Genomic DNA, 13,371 nt, shown 5'->3' with positions numbered 1-13,371 from the left:
ATGGGCCGCCAATCCTGTACCGGCACGACCACGCGCCGATCTTCACAGACTTCGACGCGCCCCGTCCCAGCGATCTCACGGCGATGTGAACAATGGCGCCAAACATCACCTTTTCCTACTAGGTGCGGATCGCGATGGATTCGCAGAGCACCGCCATTTCTGCACCGCAGGAAGGTTCGAGAATGAACAGCGCCTTGCGCCCGTCCACCACGTCTTGATGAAGCCGCTCGACGATTGTGCTATCCACATCCGGCGCCTTCGCGTCCTCACGGCTGTGCATCCAACACATCCATGTACGCAGGTCATCCATTGAAAAGTGATGCAGCGGAGAAATCAAAAGGCGAGATGCGACGTTCTGGTCTGAAAAGTCGATCATTCGCTGCGCTATCACGCCGGAGAACACCAACGTTTCAACCGGGCCAGACACTCGCTTGAATCTGACAGCAAGAATCTTGGCATCTGGATCATGCTCAACCGATATGAGTTCGGCGTCGTGAAAGCTGGGAAGCGCGGCAAGGTCCTTGGTGCAGGTGAAATTCGAGGTGATCATCTGGAAGCCCTACGGAAGAATTGAGAACGGAACGCCGGAGCCGCGACTATTTTTTCCAGTAAGAGGATCGATGCTCCAATTGTGGGCGTGCGGTACGCCTTGTCCATGGTCGTGCTCGAAATCAAGGTCAACGACAGGTTGACCACCGTCACCGTATAACCGCATCTGTCCGCTACCTGAATTCGTGTACCAGCTACCGGGTTCGCCGGCATTTGGCGTCTTGGCAAGGTCGAAAACTTCACCGTCGGGCATGCCCGGGTGATACTTGAACGGCTGCACGTCGTCGAGCGGCGATAACGTGTCAAGATTCTGCGGCATACGCAACGGCTCGCCGATCATCTGCTCGATGGTCGCGTAGGGATTTGCGCTCCGCGGCTGCTGTGCGTCGGATGCGTGCCGTTTTTTCCGATCCTCTTGAATGGCCTTGACGCAAATTCGCAAATCCTCGTTCGTCGGCACGAAGACGAGATTGCCGTGCTTCACCTCATCAAGCACCGCTTGAGCAACCTCGCTGACTTCGTATGGAAAATATGCTGGGCCGCGATGGATATCGATACGCGCGAGCACAGACCGCAATTCAGTGTCGCAAGCGGTCAGGGAAGTATGGAGGAACCCGTTCTGAAGAAACGCCTCTCGCGCGATCTGCATGGCCACGGATATGTCCGCAATCTCGCTGCGAGTCACTTCAGTGAAGTGTTGGCTGGTTCCAAAACAGTAATGGCGAACCGGATCGACCGTGTGTGAGTCCCGCACGCTCAGATGAATCGACTGGTTCACGCTGCGCCAGAAGAGGTGGATGTGCTTAAGGTGCTCGCTGTGGGTGCCGTAGTACGGTGCAAGATAAAACATGTACCGTGCCCCCCCCTTTGTGCTGTCTTTGAAGGGGAACAGAGGTAGCACGAAAGAGCCGGCCAAAACCAGTGCGTCGTTCCGAAATGGACAGTCCATCGTTCGGCCAGAATGTCTGCCGAACGCCACAAACGTTGATTCATGTTGCCGGGGCGTCAGGGGCAAAATCAGCAACGAGCTTCCAAGTGTGTTCAGGCTCAGCCGCGCGCCGGCCTTCGCAGAGCTCGACCCAACCCCATGTGGAGCAAGCACTCGCACAACCGCCCCACCACTCGCTTCGATATCCTGAAAGATTCTCCAAAGCGCAAATCGACCGACATCGCCCATACCCCGACTTTCAGACAAACCGCATATCCGACGCGCCCGCAGCCACGTATCTTCCCCATGCCTCCTTGCCGAGTTTCCCCATTCTCGATTTAAGGAGGCCTTCAATGGGTAAGGTTGGACTTTCGGCCTCGCATCGCGCGAGGCCGTTTTTTTCGCCGCCTGAATTCAACAACCGCGCTTCAAAGACAATCGGTGTGAACACGGCGGCCGCAACGGCATCTAACCGCCTCATCGATAACACCGCGGAGAACCGCCCATGAAGCCAGGCCGCATCCTGCCCATCCTCTTCGGCTGCATCGCCGCCGCAAGCCTGCCGGTACAGGCCCAGCCTCAGCCCAACGCGCAATGGCGCGCGACCGAAACAAACCTCTTCGATCTGATCCAGAACGGCTATGGAATCGTCGCGGTGACGAGCGTCGCCGCGCGCAGTTCAGGGCTTCCCGAAGACACCTACGTGCTTCAGAAAACCAATAGCGTCTATCGCTGCGTGGAAACGCGCGCGGCCGAAACCGGCGCGGTTCGTTCGACCGCGCCGATACACTGCGCCGAGCTCGTCAAGCCCTATACCGACTGATTGACCTCAAAGCCAAGAGCGGCGCGCATGGGCGCCGCCCTTCGCTTCAGTTATCGTCGGATCTGACAGGCGGCCGAACGTGCGGAACCGGCTCTGCCTTCGCCGCATCCTGCTTCGGCGCGGCAGGTTTCGTCTCGCTCTTCGATTGCGCGCCGGAAGCCGTTTGCTGTTGCCGTGCGGGCGCGCCCGACTGTGCAGGATCGTTCTTGCGTGACATGGCATCCTCCCGAAAACCGGGGACATCCCCTCACTACCTTAGCACCGCCGCGCCGATGCCGCACGTCGCGCGCGGCTCAGCCGACCGGCGCCTCGCCCTCGCCCGACTGCTTGCCGGGCCTGTCGTTCGGACCCTGCTTGCGGTTTTCGTCATCGCGCTCGGGCAACTTGCTCTTTTCGTTGTCGCTGTGTTCGACGGGCTGTTCGCCTTCCGGACGATTCGTCTCGCTGCTCATGACTGCCTCCCTCGGTGCTTTGGAATGAAAGCATCGTCAGCAAATCCCGCGCCCGAGCGCGCGCTGGCGCACGTTTATTTCCTGCTCCCGGAGTTCGGAGCGACTACTATTAAAGTAACGCCCTCTCCGTCATGCCTGCGATGTTCGCGCCACGATCCTGCTCTCTCCTCATTGCGGTGATCGGCGCGCTCGCGACGACCGCCTGCATCATCACGCCGCCACCGAGCGTCGTGGCTGCACGCACCGCCCCGCCGGCCGGCCCCGCTTTAACGCTCGACGAGTACAAGACCCGCGTCGCACAGCGCATCTTCGAGCGCAATCCAACGCTCGTGCTGAAGGGCACGCCTCAGGCGATGCTGCGCTCGTTCGTGCTCGTGTCATTCACCGTGGATCGCGGCGGGCGCGTCGTCGACTCGTCGGTGTATCGCACCAATGGCGACGACGACGCCGAGGCCACCGCGCTCGCATCGCTGCGCCGCGCAGCCCCGCTGCCCGCGCCGCCCGCGCGGCTTCTGAACGGCAACGGCCAGCTCGAACTCTTCGAGGGCTGGATGTTCAACGACAACGGTCAGTTCCAGTTGCAAACCTCGCACTCGCCACAGGCGACGACCATCGATTGATTGGCGCTCGCCGCGCACGCTCGTTATAATTTTTTGCACCCCTGCCGGACCTGCTTCCGGCGCGGCCTTCGCCTCATGCTCACCCCGCACGTCGCGCGAAGCGCCTGAGCGCAGCCCAACTGCGCCGCGACATCGCGCGCTACTCGCGCGCGCCGTCAAACCCTGGCTTTCCTGCCATCGCATCGCAATCCCTACAAAAGGCTGACGCGCACCGAGCGATGACACCGCTCGCCACTTCGATCGCCCTCGCCCGGCGATGCGCGCGACAATGCTTCGCAACACTGCAACACGACAACGGAGACAGCATGTCCTCATCCTCGCTTTCCGCCGCAAAGCCCGGCGACGGATCCCAAAGCGCTTCTCGCGTCATTTTCGCGAGCTTCATCGGCACCGCCATCGAGTTCTACGACTTCTATGTCTATGCGACCGCGGCCGCGCTCGTCATCGGTCCCGTGTTCTTTCCGCACGACTCGCCCGCCGCGCAGGCGCTCTCCGCGTTCGTCACGTTCGGCATCGCGTTCTTCGCGCGGCCGATCGGCTCGTTCCTGTTCGGGCATTTCGGCGACCGCATCGGGCGCAAATCGACGCTCGTCGCATCGCTTCTGGTGATGGGCGTTTCGACGACGCTGATCGGCTTCGTGCCCGGCTACGATTCGATCGGCAGCCTCGCGCCGATCCTGCTGTGCATCCTGCGCTTCGGGCAAGGCATCGGCCTCGGCGGCGAATGGGGCGGCGCGGCGCTGCTCGCGACCGAATACGCGCCGCAGGGCAAGCGCGGGCTCTTCGGCATGTTCCCGCAGCTCGGGCCGTCGATTGGCTTTCTCGCATCGAACGGGCTCTTCTTCGGTCTCGCGCTCACGCTGTCGGACGAGCAGTTTCGCAGCTGGGGCTGGCGCGTGCCGTTCATCGTGAGCGCGGTGCTGGTCGCGCTCGGTCTCTACGTGCGCCTCAAAATCGCGGAGACGCCGGCGTTCCGCGCGGCCGTCGAGCGGCACGAGCGCGTGAAGGTGCCGATCGCGACGCTGCTCGGCAGCCATCTCGTGCCGACGCTGCTCGGCGCGTTCGCGATGGTCGTCTGCTACACGCTCTTCTATATCTCGACGGTGTTCTCGCTGTCGTACGGCGTCGCCAAGCTGCATTTCGCGCGCGAGACCTTCCTCGGCCTGCTGTGCTTCGCCGTGCTGTTCATGGCGATCGCCACGCCGATCTCCGCGATCGCCAGCGACCGCTTCGGCCGCAAACCGGTGCTGATCGTCGGCTGCCTTCTCGCGATCCTCTCCGGCTTCGCGATGGCCCCGCTCCTCGGCAGCGGCGACACGATCCAGGTCGCACTCTTCCTCACGATCGAGCTCTTCCTGATGGGCGTCACCTTCGCTCCGATGGGCGCACTGCTGCCCGAGCTCTTCCCGACCAACGTGCGCTACACGGGCGCGGGCGTCGCGTACAACCTCGGCGGGATTCTGGGCGCGTCGGTCGCGCCGTACATCGCGCAACTGCTTGCCAATCGCGGCGGGCTTGCGTGGGTGGGCGGGTATGTATCGGCGGCGGCGGCGGTGAGCCTCGTCGCCGTGTTGTGCATGCGCGAGACGCGCAACATCACGTTGAAGTGAACCGGAGACCGGCCGGCGCGCTCAGCGATCGCGCCGGTTGGCAGCATGGGCGGGCACCGGCCTGTCCTCGATGACCCGGATGCGCGGCGTCGGCCGCTCGATCCCCTTCGCGCGCGCCGACTTCGCCGCCTTGCGATCGGCCCAGAAGCGCGCGAGCCACAGCAGGCTGACGATCGCGATGCCATCGGCGATGAGCCCGAGAATCCAGTGCGACGGATAGCGCCCGAGTCCGAGCACGCCCATCGCGCGCAGCGCCGAATCCAGCACGAGCGACACGCACGTGCCCGCGATAAAGCACACGAGACCCTGCTGCCCGATCGTCACGATGCCCGGCAGCTTGCGCGCGAGCTTGCCGACCCAGCCCGCGTGGACGCCGCGCGCGACGATCCACGCGATGGCCGCGAAGCTCACGATGCGCAGCGTCGCGAGGTTCTGCTTCATGTATCCCGGCGGCGCCTGCGTCTCGAGGAAAAGCTTGAAGAACGCAAAGGTCAGCGCGATCGCGATCGCACCTGCGGTCAGCCAGCGCGCGAACTTGCCCGCGTGGAAATCGCCGCTGATCGGCTGGACGCGCGCCAGCACGCCGGTCATGAACATCAATTGCCAGGCGAACGGGTTGAACGACCACGCTTCCCCGTAGGTGCCGGGCAGGAAGCGCAGCAGCGGCATGGCCGCGAGCCACACGAGCAGGCTGCCGAACATCGCGACGACGGGCTTTCTCTGCGCGAGCGGCACGATCACGGGCACGGCGAGCGCGAACACGGAGTACATCGGCAGCACGGCCGAGAGATACGGCTGCTGACGCAGCAACGCGATATCGGCGATGAGGCCCGCTGGCCGCGCGAGGAAGGTCGGCCATTCGGTGTACTGGACCATCGGCGTATCGACCTTCAGCGCCATCAGCAGTCCGCCGCCGATCAGCATCAGAAACGCCGTAAACAGATACGCGCGATAGATTTCCCAGCTGCGTTTGAAAAAGCGTCGGCGGGCGGAAGAATCGCTACGGCGAGTCGCAAGCGCCGTATAAGCCGCCGCCGACGCATAACCTCCGAGAAACACGAACACTTCGGCAGAATCGCAAAACGCATATTGATGTAGCGTAAAGCGGGAAAGCACACTTCCCGTTATATGGTCCACCGCGATAATCAGCAGCACGATTCCCCGAAAGAAATCGACTTCGAGAGAACGTGTCGTCGGGGAAGTCATCTGGGCGAATGCTCCAGCGAACATGCGGTTCGGCGCGCCGCCTGACTGGTTTGGCGCACATGCGGGGTTTGTACTTAGCCGGGAAAGAAAATTCCCTGAATCAGCCGGTATTTAAATTAACACTCGATGGCAGTCGGCAAGCTGGCGGCAAAATGACTTTTTAGTCCGCTTTCCCGTAAATATGTCCGCTGCCTATACTGGAAATGAGCTCGATCACGCCCCGCGCCGAAAGTTGTGCGCGATAGAAAAAGGAAGGCCGCCATGCGCTTTCATCTGGACAGTTCGCATCTCGTCGCGATGATCGCCATCGCGCTTCTGACGGCGCTGCTTCTCGCGGTGAAGTTCCGCCCGGCGACATGGCGCGGCGTGGTTTTCGAAGCGGTCATCGCGAACGTCGGCGCGATCCTGGCGGTGCTCGCGTTCGAAGTACTGACCGCGTGAATCGATCGGCACCAATATCGGACGCCGGGTTTGCAAAGAAATTGCGGGATTGATTGAACTTTCCCCGGCGGGCCTGCTCTGAGCAGGTAATGCCGTTCGTTGACTTCGTCAGAACTAACGCGCGGCTCTCTTCTCCTCTCCGCTCCTGCTTATCGCGGGAGCGTTTCTTGGGCGCCTGGCGAAAGCCTCGCGCCTGTTCTTTTTTCTGGCCCGCGCATGAGCCGGCGTTCGTCATCGCGATGAAGATCCACGCGACGACGAAGCCTCACTCGGCGTCAGCGAATCAGATCCAGTGACCCGGAACGTAGCGATACTGCCCACGGAAAGGCGCCCACACGCCCGGTACCCAGCGCTGTCCCGCACGCGCCTCCATCCAGCGGCCGGCCTGCCACACATAGCGGCCTTCCCAGCTCCAATGACCGGTCACCCAGACGAAACCTGCGCGCGGCGGCGGAACGGGCTCGTAGCGCGGCGCGGGCGGAGCGCTCGGTGCAACGATCACCACATCGGCGAATGCGCCGGACGCGCACACGACACCGGCGGCGACGAGCGCAGCCTGAGCAGCCAGATGGCGGAAAGACAGTTTCATGATCGACCTCGTGTTCGAAGACAATGAACGCGCATGACGCGCGGATGAAGGCTTCACGGACGAGAACGCCCGCTTGCTTTTTCAATGCGCAAGCGTGCGCAGACGATGACACGCGCGGGCGCGCCAAAAGGGCAAATCCGGAATGTTTTGTGGTGAAGTGTCAGTGAACTGTCACTGACTGGCAGCGGACACGGAAACCAGCGAAGACTGAAACGCAAACGTTGTCGCAACAAGCAAAAAGGCCAGGATCGCCTGATCCTGGCCTTTGACATTTCTTGCGATATGCGACGCGCACCCGCGCATCGCACGCAGCATCACGCCTGCGGAATCTCGATCTTCACTTCAAGCACTTCGAGGTCGTCCTGACGCTCGAGGCTCACTCGAATATCGTCATCGGAGATTTTCACGTACTTCGAAATCACGGCAACGAGTTCCCGTTGCAACGCCGGCAGATAATCGGCGGCGGCTCTGCCACCCGCGCGCTCGTGCGCAATGATCAACTGCAAGCGTTCCTTCGCGACCGAAGCGGACTTTCTTTTCTCGCCCAGCAAAAACGAAAGAATCGACATTGCGTCCCCTTACTTGGTGCCGAAGATGCGTTGCAGCAGACCGGGCTTCTGATAATCGGTGAAGCGCAGTGTCTTCTCTTCTCCCAGGAAGCGCGACACCACGTCCTTGTACGATTCGGCGACATCCGTGCCGTCCAGATGCACCGCCGGCAAGCCCTGATTCGAAGCATGCAGCACCGCTTCCGATTCCGGAATCACGCCGATCAGCTCGATGCGCAGGATTTCCTGAATGTCCGAGAGCGACAGCATCTCGCCCTCGCTCACGCGCTTCGGGTTGTATCGCGTGATGAGCAGATGTTCCTTCACCGGCTCCTTGCCTTCCTTCGCGCGCTTGGTCTTCGACGACAGGATGCCGAGAATGCGGTCCGAGTCGCGCACCGACGACACTTCCGGATTCGTCACGATGAGCGCTTCATCGGCGAAGTGCATGGCCATCAGCGCGCCGGACTCGATACCCGCGGGCGAATCGCAGACGATGTACTCGAAGTCCATCTTGACCAGCTCGTCGATGACCTTCTCGACGCCCTCCAGCGTGAGCGCGTCTTTATCGCGCGTCTGCGATGCCGGCAGGATGTAGAGGTTCTCGCACTTCTTGTCCTTGATGAGCGCCTGATGCAGGTTCGCTTCGCCCTGAATGACGTTGATCAGGTCGTACACCACGCGGCGTTCGCAACCCATGATGAGGTCGAGATTGCGCAGACCGACGTCGAAGTCGATCACGGCCGTCTTGTGGCCGCGCAATGCGAGCGCCGATGCGAAGCTCGCGCTGGTGGTCGTCTTGCCGACGCCGCCCTTCCCCGAAGTCACCACAATGATTTTTGCCATACAAGTACCTTGTGTTCGTCAATAGGTCCGCTCGCGTTGCTTTCGAGCGCGCGCCAGGGGCATCGGGCGCGCAGCTTTCAGGTCAGACGCAGCGGTTCGATCATGAGTTTTTCGTCTTGCAGCCAGATCTGCACCGGCTTGCTCGCGACATCGGCGGGCAGCGGGTTCTCGGTCGTCCGATAGATACCCGCGATGGAGATGAGTTCCGGCTCGAGACAGGTGCAGAAGATGCGCGCGTCGAGATTGCCGTGCACGCCTGCGAGCGCGCGGCCGCGCAACGGCGCATAGATATGGATATTGCCTTCGGCGATCACCTCGGCCCCGTACGACACGAGCCCGAGCACGATGAGATCGCCCTTCGCGTAGACCTGCTGGCCCGAACGCAGCGGACGGTCGATGATGGTCGCCGGCTGCGGCAGCACCGCGGGCGCGGGCTCTTTCGCGACGGCCGCTTCGATGACCGCGGCGGCTTCGGTGTTCGGCTTCGCTTCGTCGGACGATGGCTTCGGCGCGCCGCGCCGGTCGCGCGCTTCGAGAATCGGCAGGCCGCCTTCGTTCGCCCATTGGATCGCCCACGTCTGCGCGGGCAGCGCGACGATACCGATCGGGCGCATGCGCACGCTCTTCAGCAAGGTCTCGAGTTCCGCGAGCGACACGCGCTCGCCTTCGCCGCCCTTCGCGGAATCGGCGAGACGGCGCACGTCGATGGCGACGACATCATTGGCGAAGAATTCGGGAGTCGCTTCGAAGCGCCGCGTGAGTTCCGTGCGCAAGGCATCGAGGTCGGGAGTCTTGACGACGAAGAGAAGCGTGTCGACGGAGCCGCTGCGCAGTTCGAAAAAGGGCGTTTTGTTGAGCGACATAAGAACGGCCAAAAATTTTGCGTATTTTACAGGCGTTGCCGCACACGGCCATAATTTTTGAGACCGATTTCAGCGATCGGAAATGGGAAATGCCGGCCGTGCGGTGCCATGGCACGCGCGCTAAGCGACGACAGAACGCGACTGACGCGCGTCAGGCGGGATACTCGGCGTCCATATGAAGCACGAAGAGCGCCTCGGCTTCTTGCTCGTGAGACGGCATCGCGCGGCGATCGCCGGTGGGACCGAAACCGAGTCGCTCATAGAAGCGCATCGCGGTGCGGTTCTCCTCGGAGATCCACGCATGCACCTCGGCGGCGCCCTGCGCGGCGAGCCATTGCGATGCGACGTTCACGAGCAGTTCACCGCCGCGCAGATGCCGCACGGCCGGCGCGACCCACAGCGCACTCACGAACGCGCGCGCGGCCGGCGTCTCTTCGATGTACGCGTGCACGAGACCGCAGGAATGGCCTTCCGTGTAGAGCAGAAATGTCGCGAGCCGGGGCGAACTCGAGTGCAGCGCCGCGGTTTCGTCGAAACACTTCGGCTCGACGAGCAACGCATCTTCCAGCGTCTCGCCGAATGCGTACGGTGCTTCGCGCAGCGATGCCGTGCGAAGCTCGCGCAACACCGAACCTTGTTGCGCGGCGATGCGGCTGACGGTCAATGAGGGACTCATGCGGGCGCTCATGCAGACTATTTCTCTCTCGCTTTCGAGCTCCATGCGCGTGCGGCTCTGTCGGCCGGTCCGGCGCGCGGGCCATTGGCATAGCTTCAACCGAACGGGCGAACCCGTCAATTCCTAAATCCCGGAAAGTGCTTTACAGCGCACACGGGTTCCGGCCGCGATGCTCATGGCGCTTCGTAGGCGCCGGTGCCGTCGGGCCACGGCGTGAGCACTTCGAAGCCGTCATCGGTCACGGCGACCATGTGCTCCCATTGCGCCGACAGCGAGCGGTCCTTCGTCGTCACGGTCCAGCCGTCGCGCGATTGCTGCGTGGCCGCGCGACCCGCATTGACCATCGGCTCGATCGTGAAGACGAGGCCCGGCTTCAGACGCAGGCCCGCGCCGCGCTGACCGTAGTGCAGCACTTGCGGATCTTCGTGATAGACGCGGCCGATGCCGTGCCCGCAGTACTCGCGCACCACGGAGAAACCTTCGCGATGCGCGACGCTCTGTATCGCCGCGCCGACATCGCCGAGCGTGGCGCCGGGGCGCACTTCGCGCATGCCGGCGAGCATCGCTTCATAGGTCGTTTCGGTGAGCCGGCGCGCTTGCGCACTCGGCGTGCCGGCGTAGTACATGCGGCTCGTGTCGCCGTAGTAGCCGTCCTTGATGATCGCGACGTCGATGTTGATGATGTCGCCGTCCTTCAGTTCCTTCGGCCCGGGAATGCCGTGGCACACGACGTGATTCACCGACGTGCAGACCGTCTTCGGAAAGCCCATGTAGCCGACGTTGGCGGGAATGGCCTTCAGTTCGTTGACGATGAAGCGGTTGCAGATGGCGTCGAGTTCGTCGGTGGTGACGCCCGGGCGAACGTGTTCGGCGATCATCGCCAGGACTTCGGCGGCCATGCGGCCGGAGGTGCGCAACTTTTCGATGTCGGCGGGTGTCTTGAGCGTGATGGCCATTGAGCAATGCGAATGGGTTCGTGCCGGATGCGTGCTGCCCACGCGCGTTTTCGTCTGTGTTTCAGACAGGCGATGCGCGAGGACAATGGGGCCGATGATAGCACTCCCGCCGACGGTCGCCGCTTGGAAAGGCGCTTGCGCGCTGCATTTCGAGGCTTCCAGTGTGTTGTTTTCGGATGAGCCGCGTTGGTTGCGCGCCCTTGTGACGAGCGCTTGTTTGTGTTTTAGTGTCGCGGTTTCGAACTTGCCGGAGCGGTATGAACTCGCATCGATTTGCCTACCTGGGCGCTGTCTTCACGGGCGTCGCCGCCCTCGCCGCGTGCAGCTCGACGAGCGGTCCCGAGTTGCGCGCGTCCAAGCCTGTGATTCATGTTTCGTCGGCGCGGGCCGCGTCGGATATTTCGAGTTGTCTGCAACGCATGATTCCGTCCGCGCAGACGAGACGCGATCAGGGATCGACGGAGCTGATGGTCGGATCGAACGCCTGGCTCGTGACGCTGACGCCTTCGGCTTATGGCTCGATCGTGAAGGTACAGCAGTCGTCGGGCGATGATGGCGGCGTGCCGGAGCCGGAACTGCGGTTCGATATTGCGCGGTGTACGACCTGAGGTAAGCGAGATATAAGCGGCGGCCGCCCGGCGCGACGCCGCTTCAAGCAACCTGCCGACCAAAAGCAAAACCCCGCAAGCCTTTCGACTTGCGGGGTTTCAGAATTTTGGCGGAGAGGGTGGGATTCGAACCCACGGTACGGGAAAACCGTACGCCTGATTTCGAGTCAGGTACATTCGACCACTCTGCCACCTCTCCGTCTACCAACCGGGCGCTTCACTTCACTCGCTTCGATCGGCCTTCGTTAAGCGGGTCGTTGCTCAACGAAGAACGAAAGTATATCGAAGTCTTCTGACGTTTCCAAGCCCCTTTTTGAAAATTAACGTCAGACCGACGTCGAAACTTCGATTCTTTCTGCACCACGCATGTACGGACGCAGCACCGCCGGAATGGTCACCGAGCCATCGGCGTTCTGGAAGTTCTCCAGCACCGCGACGAGCGTGCGTCCTACCGCGAGCCCCGAGCCGTTCAGCGTGTGCACGAACTCAGGCTTGCCCTGCGCATTGCGGAAGCGCGCCTGCATGCGACGCGCCTGGAACGCCTCGGTATTCGAGCAGCTCGAAATCTCGCGATAGGTGTTCTGCGCAGGCAGCCACACTTCGAGATCGAACGTCTTCGCCGCGGAGAAGCCCATGTCGCCCGTGCAGAGCGTAATCACGCGATACGGCAACTCCAGCTTCTGCAGAATCGTCTCCGCCTGACCGACCATCTCGTCGAGCGCGGCATAGGAATGCTCCGGCGCCACGATCTGCACCATCTCGACCTTGTCGAACTGATGCTGGCGGATCAGGCCGCGCGTATCGCGACCATACGAGCCCGCCTCCGAACGGAAGCACGGCGAATGCGCGGTGAGCTTCACCGGCAGCGCGTTCGCTTCGAGGATGCCGTCGCGCACGGTGTTGGTGAGCGAGATCTCCGACGTCGAAATGAGGTACTGCGTGACCGTGTTCTCGTCGCCGCCCTTCTCGACGCGGAACATGTCGTCGGCGAACTTGGGCAGCTGGCCCGTGCCGTAGAGGATCTCCGGATTCACGATATACGGCGTGTACGCCTCGGTATAACCGTGCTGCTCCGTGTGCGTGTCGATCATGAACTGCGCGAGCGCGCGATGCAGCCGCGCGATCTGACCGCGCAGCAGCGTGAAGCGCGCGCCCGAGAGCTTGGCGCCGGTTTCGAAGTCGAGGCCGAGCGGCGCGCCGACATCGACGTGATCCTTGATCTCGAAGTCGAACGAACGCGGCGTGCCCCAGCGCCGCACTTCGACGTTCTGCGTTTCGTCGTTGCCCACCGGCACGCTTTCGTGCGGCAGGTTCGGCACGGTCAGCATCAGGTCCGACAGGCGCTTCTGGATGTCTTCCAGCTTCGCCGCCGATTCCTTCATGGTGTCGCCGATGCCGCCCACTTCCGCCATCACCGCCGACGTGTCCTCGCCGCGGCCCTTCATCGCGCCGATCTGTTTCGACAGGCTGTTGCGACGCGCCTGCAGCTCTTCGGTGCGGGTCTGGATCTCGCGGCGCTCGGCTTCGAGCGCGGCGAAGGCGGCGACGTCGAGCGTGTAGCCTCGATCGGCGAGGCGCTTCGCGACGCCGTCCAGGTCTTTGCGGAGGTGTTGGATGTCGAGCATGGCGGGGCTGCTTGTTAAGTAATCGGAAACG

16 protein-coding genes and 1 tRNA gene are annotated in these 13,371 nt (G+C 62.5%); 5 read left to right on the top strand and 12 right to left on the bottom strand.

Features of this window, described 5'->3' with window-relative positions; all coding sequences use genetic code 11:
* Positions 1–118: 118 nt before the first annotated feature.
* Positions 119–550: a hypothetical protein gene (locus AWB78_RS04075; RefSeq protein ID WP_062602521.1), complete on the bottom strand. Its 432-nt coding sequence runs from the start codon at positions 548–550 to the stop codon at positions 119–121.
* A 9-nt stretch (positions 551–559) separates the two neighbouring features.
* Entirely contained in the window at positions 560–1,399 is an 840-nt protein-coding gene (locus tag AWB78_RS48165; protein ID WP_232477605.1) for a hypothetical protein, read from the bottom strand.
* Between the two features lie 583 nt (positions 1,400–1,982).
* Here AWB78_RS48165 and AWB78_RS04065 point away from each other — a divergent pair.
* Positions 1,983–2,300, top strand: a complete 318-nt coding sequence (locus tag AWB78_RS04065; protein ID WP_062602517.1) for a hypothetical protein — start codon at positions 1,983–1,985, stop codon at positions 2,298–2,300.
* Positions 2,301–2,593: 293 nt separating this feature from the next.
* Here AWB78_RS04065 and AWB78_RS47520 read toward each other — a convergent pair whose 3' ends face one another.
* On the bottom strand, positions 2,594–2,752 hold the full coding sequence (locus AWB78_RS47520) for a hypothetical protein (RefSeq protein ID WP_198399204.1): 159 nt from the start codon (positions 2,750–2,752) through the stop codon (positions 2,594–2,596).
* Between the two features lie 131 nt (positions 2,753–2,883).
* Here AWB78_RS47520 and AWB78_RS04060 point away from each other — a divergent pair, with 131 nt between their 5' ends.
* Positions 2,884–3,372, top strand: coding sequence for a TonB family protein (locus tag AWB78_RS04060; RefSeq protein WP_062602515.1), 489 nt, complete (start codon positions 2,884–2,886; stop codon positions 3,370–3,372).
* A 305-nt stretch (positions 3,373–3,677) separates the two neighbouring features.
* Positions 3,678–4,982, top strand: a complete 1,305-nt coding sequence (locus AWB78_RS04055; protein ID WP_062602513.1) for an MFS transporter — start codon at positions 3,678–3,680, stop codon at positions 4,980–4,982.
* A 21-nt stretch (positions 4,983–5,003) separates the two neighbouring features.
* Here the strand turns inward: AWB78_RS04055 and AWB78_RS04050 are convergent, their stop codons facing one another.
* Positions 5,004–6,188, bottom strand: a complete 1,185-nt coding sequence (locus AWB78_RS04050) for an OpgC domain-containing protein (RefSeq protein ID WP_062602511.1) — start codon at positions 6,186–6,188, stop codon at positions 5,004–5,006.
* 261 nt (positions 6,189–6,449) lie between these two features.
* Between AWB78_RS04050 and AWB78_RS04045 the strand changes: the two genes are divergently transcribed.
* Complete coding sequence (locus AWB78_RS04045) at positions 6,450–6,629, top strand: hypothetical protein (protein ID WP_062602509.1); 180 nt, start codon at positions 6,450–6,452, stop codon at positions 6,627–6,629.
* A 283-nt stretch (positions 6,630–6,912) separates the two neighbouring features.
* On the opposite strand, the gene AWB78_RS04040 is transcribed toward AWB78_RS04045, so the two are convergent.
* The 6 genes from AWB78_RS04040 to map form a co-directional block, all read right to left on the bottom strand.
* A complete protein-coding gene (locus AWB78_RS04040; RefSeq protein WP_062602507.1) occupies positions 6,913–7,218 on the bottom strand; it encodes a YXWGXW repeat-containing protein in 306 nt (101 codons plus the stop codon).
* Positions 7,219–7,532: 314 nt separating this feature from the next.
* A complete protein-coding gene (gene minE, locus AWB78_RS04035) occupies positions 7,533–7,787 on the bottom strand; it encodes a cell division topological specificity factor MinE (RefSeq protein WP_061126061.1) in 255 nt (84 codons plus the stop codon).
* 9 nt (positions 7,788–7,796) lie between these two features.
* On the bottom strand, positions 7,797–8,612 hold the full coding sequence (gene minD / locus AWB78_RS04030) for a septum site-determining protein MinD (protein WP_062602505.1): 816 nt from the start codon (positions 8,610–8,612) through the stop codon (positions 7,797–7,799).
* 77 nt (positions 8,613–8,689) lie between these two features.
* Positions 8,690–9,475 (bottom strand): septum site-determining protein MinC, encoded by a 786-nt coding sequence (gene minC, locus AWB78_RS04025; RefSeq protein ID WP_062602503.1) that lies wholly within the window; start codon positions 9,473–9,475, stop codon positions 8,690–8,692.
* Positions 9,476–9,626: 151 nt separating this feature from the next.
* A complete protein-coding gene (locus tag AWB78_RS04020; RefSeq protein WP_062602950.1) occupies positions 9,627–10,151 on the bottom strand; it encodes a GNAT family N-acetyltransferase in 525 nt (174 codons plus the stop codon).
* A 173-nt stretch (positions 10,152–10,324) separates the two neighbouring features.
* Positions 10,325–11,107, bottom strand: coding sequence for a type I methionyl aminopeptidase (gene map / locus AWB78_RS04015; protein ID WP_062602501.1), 783 nt, complete (start codon positions 11,105–11,107; stop codon positions 10,325–10,327).
* Between the two features lie 257 nt (positions 11,108–11,364).
* On the opposite strand from map, the gene AWB78_RS04010 reads away from it, so the two are divergent.
* Complete coding sequence (locus AWB78_RS04010; protein WP_062602500.1) at positions 11,365–11,715, top strand: hypothetical protein; 351 nt, start codon at positions 11,365–11,367, stop codon at positions 11,713–11,715.
* Positions 11,716–11,823: 108 nt separating this feature from the next.
* Here AWB78_RS04010 and AWB78_RS04005 read toward each other — a convergent pair.
* Positions 11,824–11,914 (bottom strand) — tRNA-Ser (locus AWB78_RS04005).
* Between the two features lie 127 nt (positions 11,915–12,041).
* Positions 12,042–13,340, bottom strand: coding sequence for a serine--tRNA ligase (gene serS, locus AWB78_RS04000; protein WP_062602498.1), 1,299 nt, complete (start codon positions 13,338–13,340; stop codon positions 12,042–12,044).
* Positions 13,341–13,371 lie beyond the last annotated feature (31 nt).

The sequence above is a fragment of the Caballeronia calidae genome, from assembly GCF_900044055.2.
GTDB classification, from domain to species: domain Bacteria; phylum Pseudomonadota; class Gammaproteobacteria; order Burkholderiales; family Burkholderiaceae; genus Caballeronia; species Caballeronia calidae.
Note: the sequence above shows the minus strand (reverse complement) of the source record. Positions and strands in the feature narration are given on the sequence as shown.

Coding starts and splice junctions, on each gene's coding strand:
- AWB78_RS48165 (WP_232477605.1), bottom strand. CDS start 1,399: ATGTTTTATCTTGCACCGTACTACGGCACCCACAGCGAGCACCTTAAG.
- AWB78_RS47520 (WP_198399204.1), bottom strand. CDS start 2,752: ATGAGCAGCGAGACGAATCGTCCGGAAGGCGAACAGCCCGTCGAACAC.
- AWB78_RS04045 (WP_062602509.1), top strand. CDS start 6,450: ATGCGCTTTCATCTGGACAGTTCGCATCTCGTCGCGATGATCGCCATC.
- AWB78_RS04010 (WP_062602500.1), top strand. CDS start 11,365: ATGAACTCGCATCGATTTGCCTACCTGGGCGCTGTCTTCACGGGCGTC.
- AWB78_RS04065 (WP_062602517.1), top strand. CDS start 1,983: ATGAAGCCAGGCCGCATCCTGCCCATCCTCTTCGGCTGCATCGCCGCC.
- AWB78_RS04055 (WP_062602513.1), top strand. CDS start 3,678: ATGTCCTCATCCTCGCTTTCCGCCGCAAAGCCCGGCGACGGATCCCAA.
- serS (WP_062602498.1), bottom strand. CDS start 13,340: ATGCTCGACATCCAACACCTCCGCAAAGACCTGGACGGCGTCGCGAAG.
- AWB78_RS04020 (WP_062602950.1), bottom strand. CDS start 10,151: ATGAGTCCCTCATTGACCGTCAGCCGCATCGCCGCGCAACAAGGTTCG.
- map (WP_062602501.1), bottom strand. CDS start 11,107: ATGGCCATCACGCTCAAGACACCCGCCGACATCGAAAAGTTGCGCACC.
- AWB78_RS04060 (WP_062602515.1), top strand. CDS start 2,884: ATGCCTGCGATGTTCGCGCCACGATCCTGCTCTCTCCTCATTGCGGTG.
- minC (WP_062602503.1), bottom strand. CDS start 9,475: ATGTCGCTCAACAAAACGCCCTTTTTCGAACTGCGCAGCGGCTCCGTC.
- minE (WP_061126061.1), bottom strand. CDS start 7,787: ATGTCGATTCTTTCGTTTTTGCTGGGCGAGAAAAGAAAGTCCGCTTCG.
- AWB78_RS04040 (WP_062602507.1), bottom strand. CDS start 7,218: ATGAAACTGTCTTTCCGCCATCTGGCTGCTCAGGCTGCGCTCGTCGCC.
- AWB78_RS04075 (WP_062602521.1), bottom strand. CDS start 550: ATGATCACCTCGAATTTCACCTGCACCAAGGACCTTGCCGCGCTTCCC.
- minD (WP_062602505.1), bottom strand. CDS start 8,612: ATGGCAAAAATCATTGTGGTGACTTCGGGGAAGGGCGGCGTCGGCAAG.
- AWB78_RS04050 (WP_062602511.1), bottom strand. CDS start 6,188: ATGACTTCCCCGACGACACGTTCTCTCGAAGTCGATTTCTTTCGGGGA.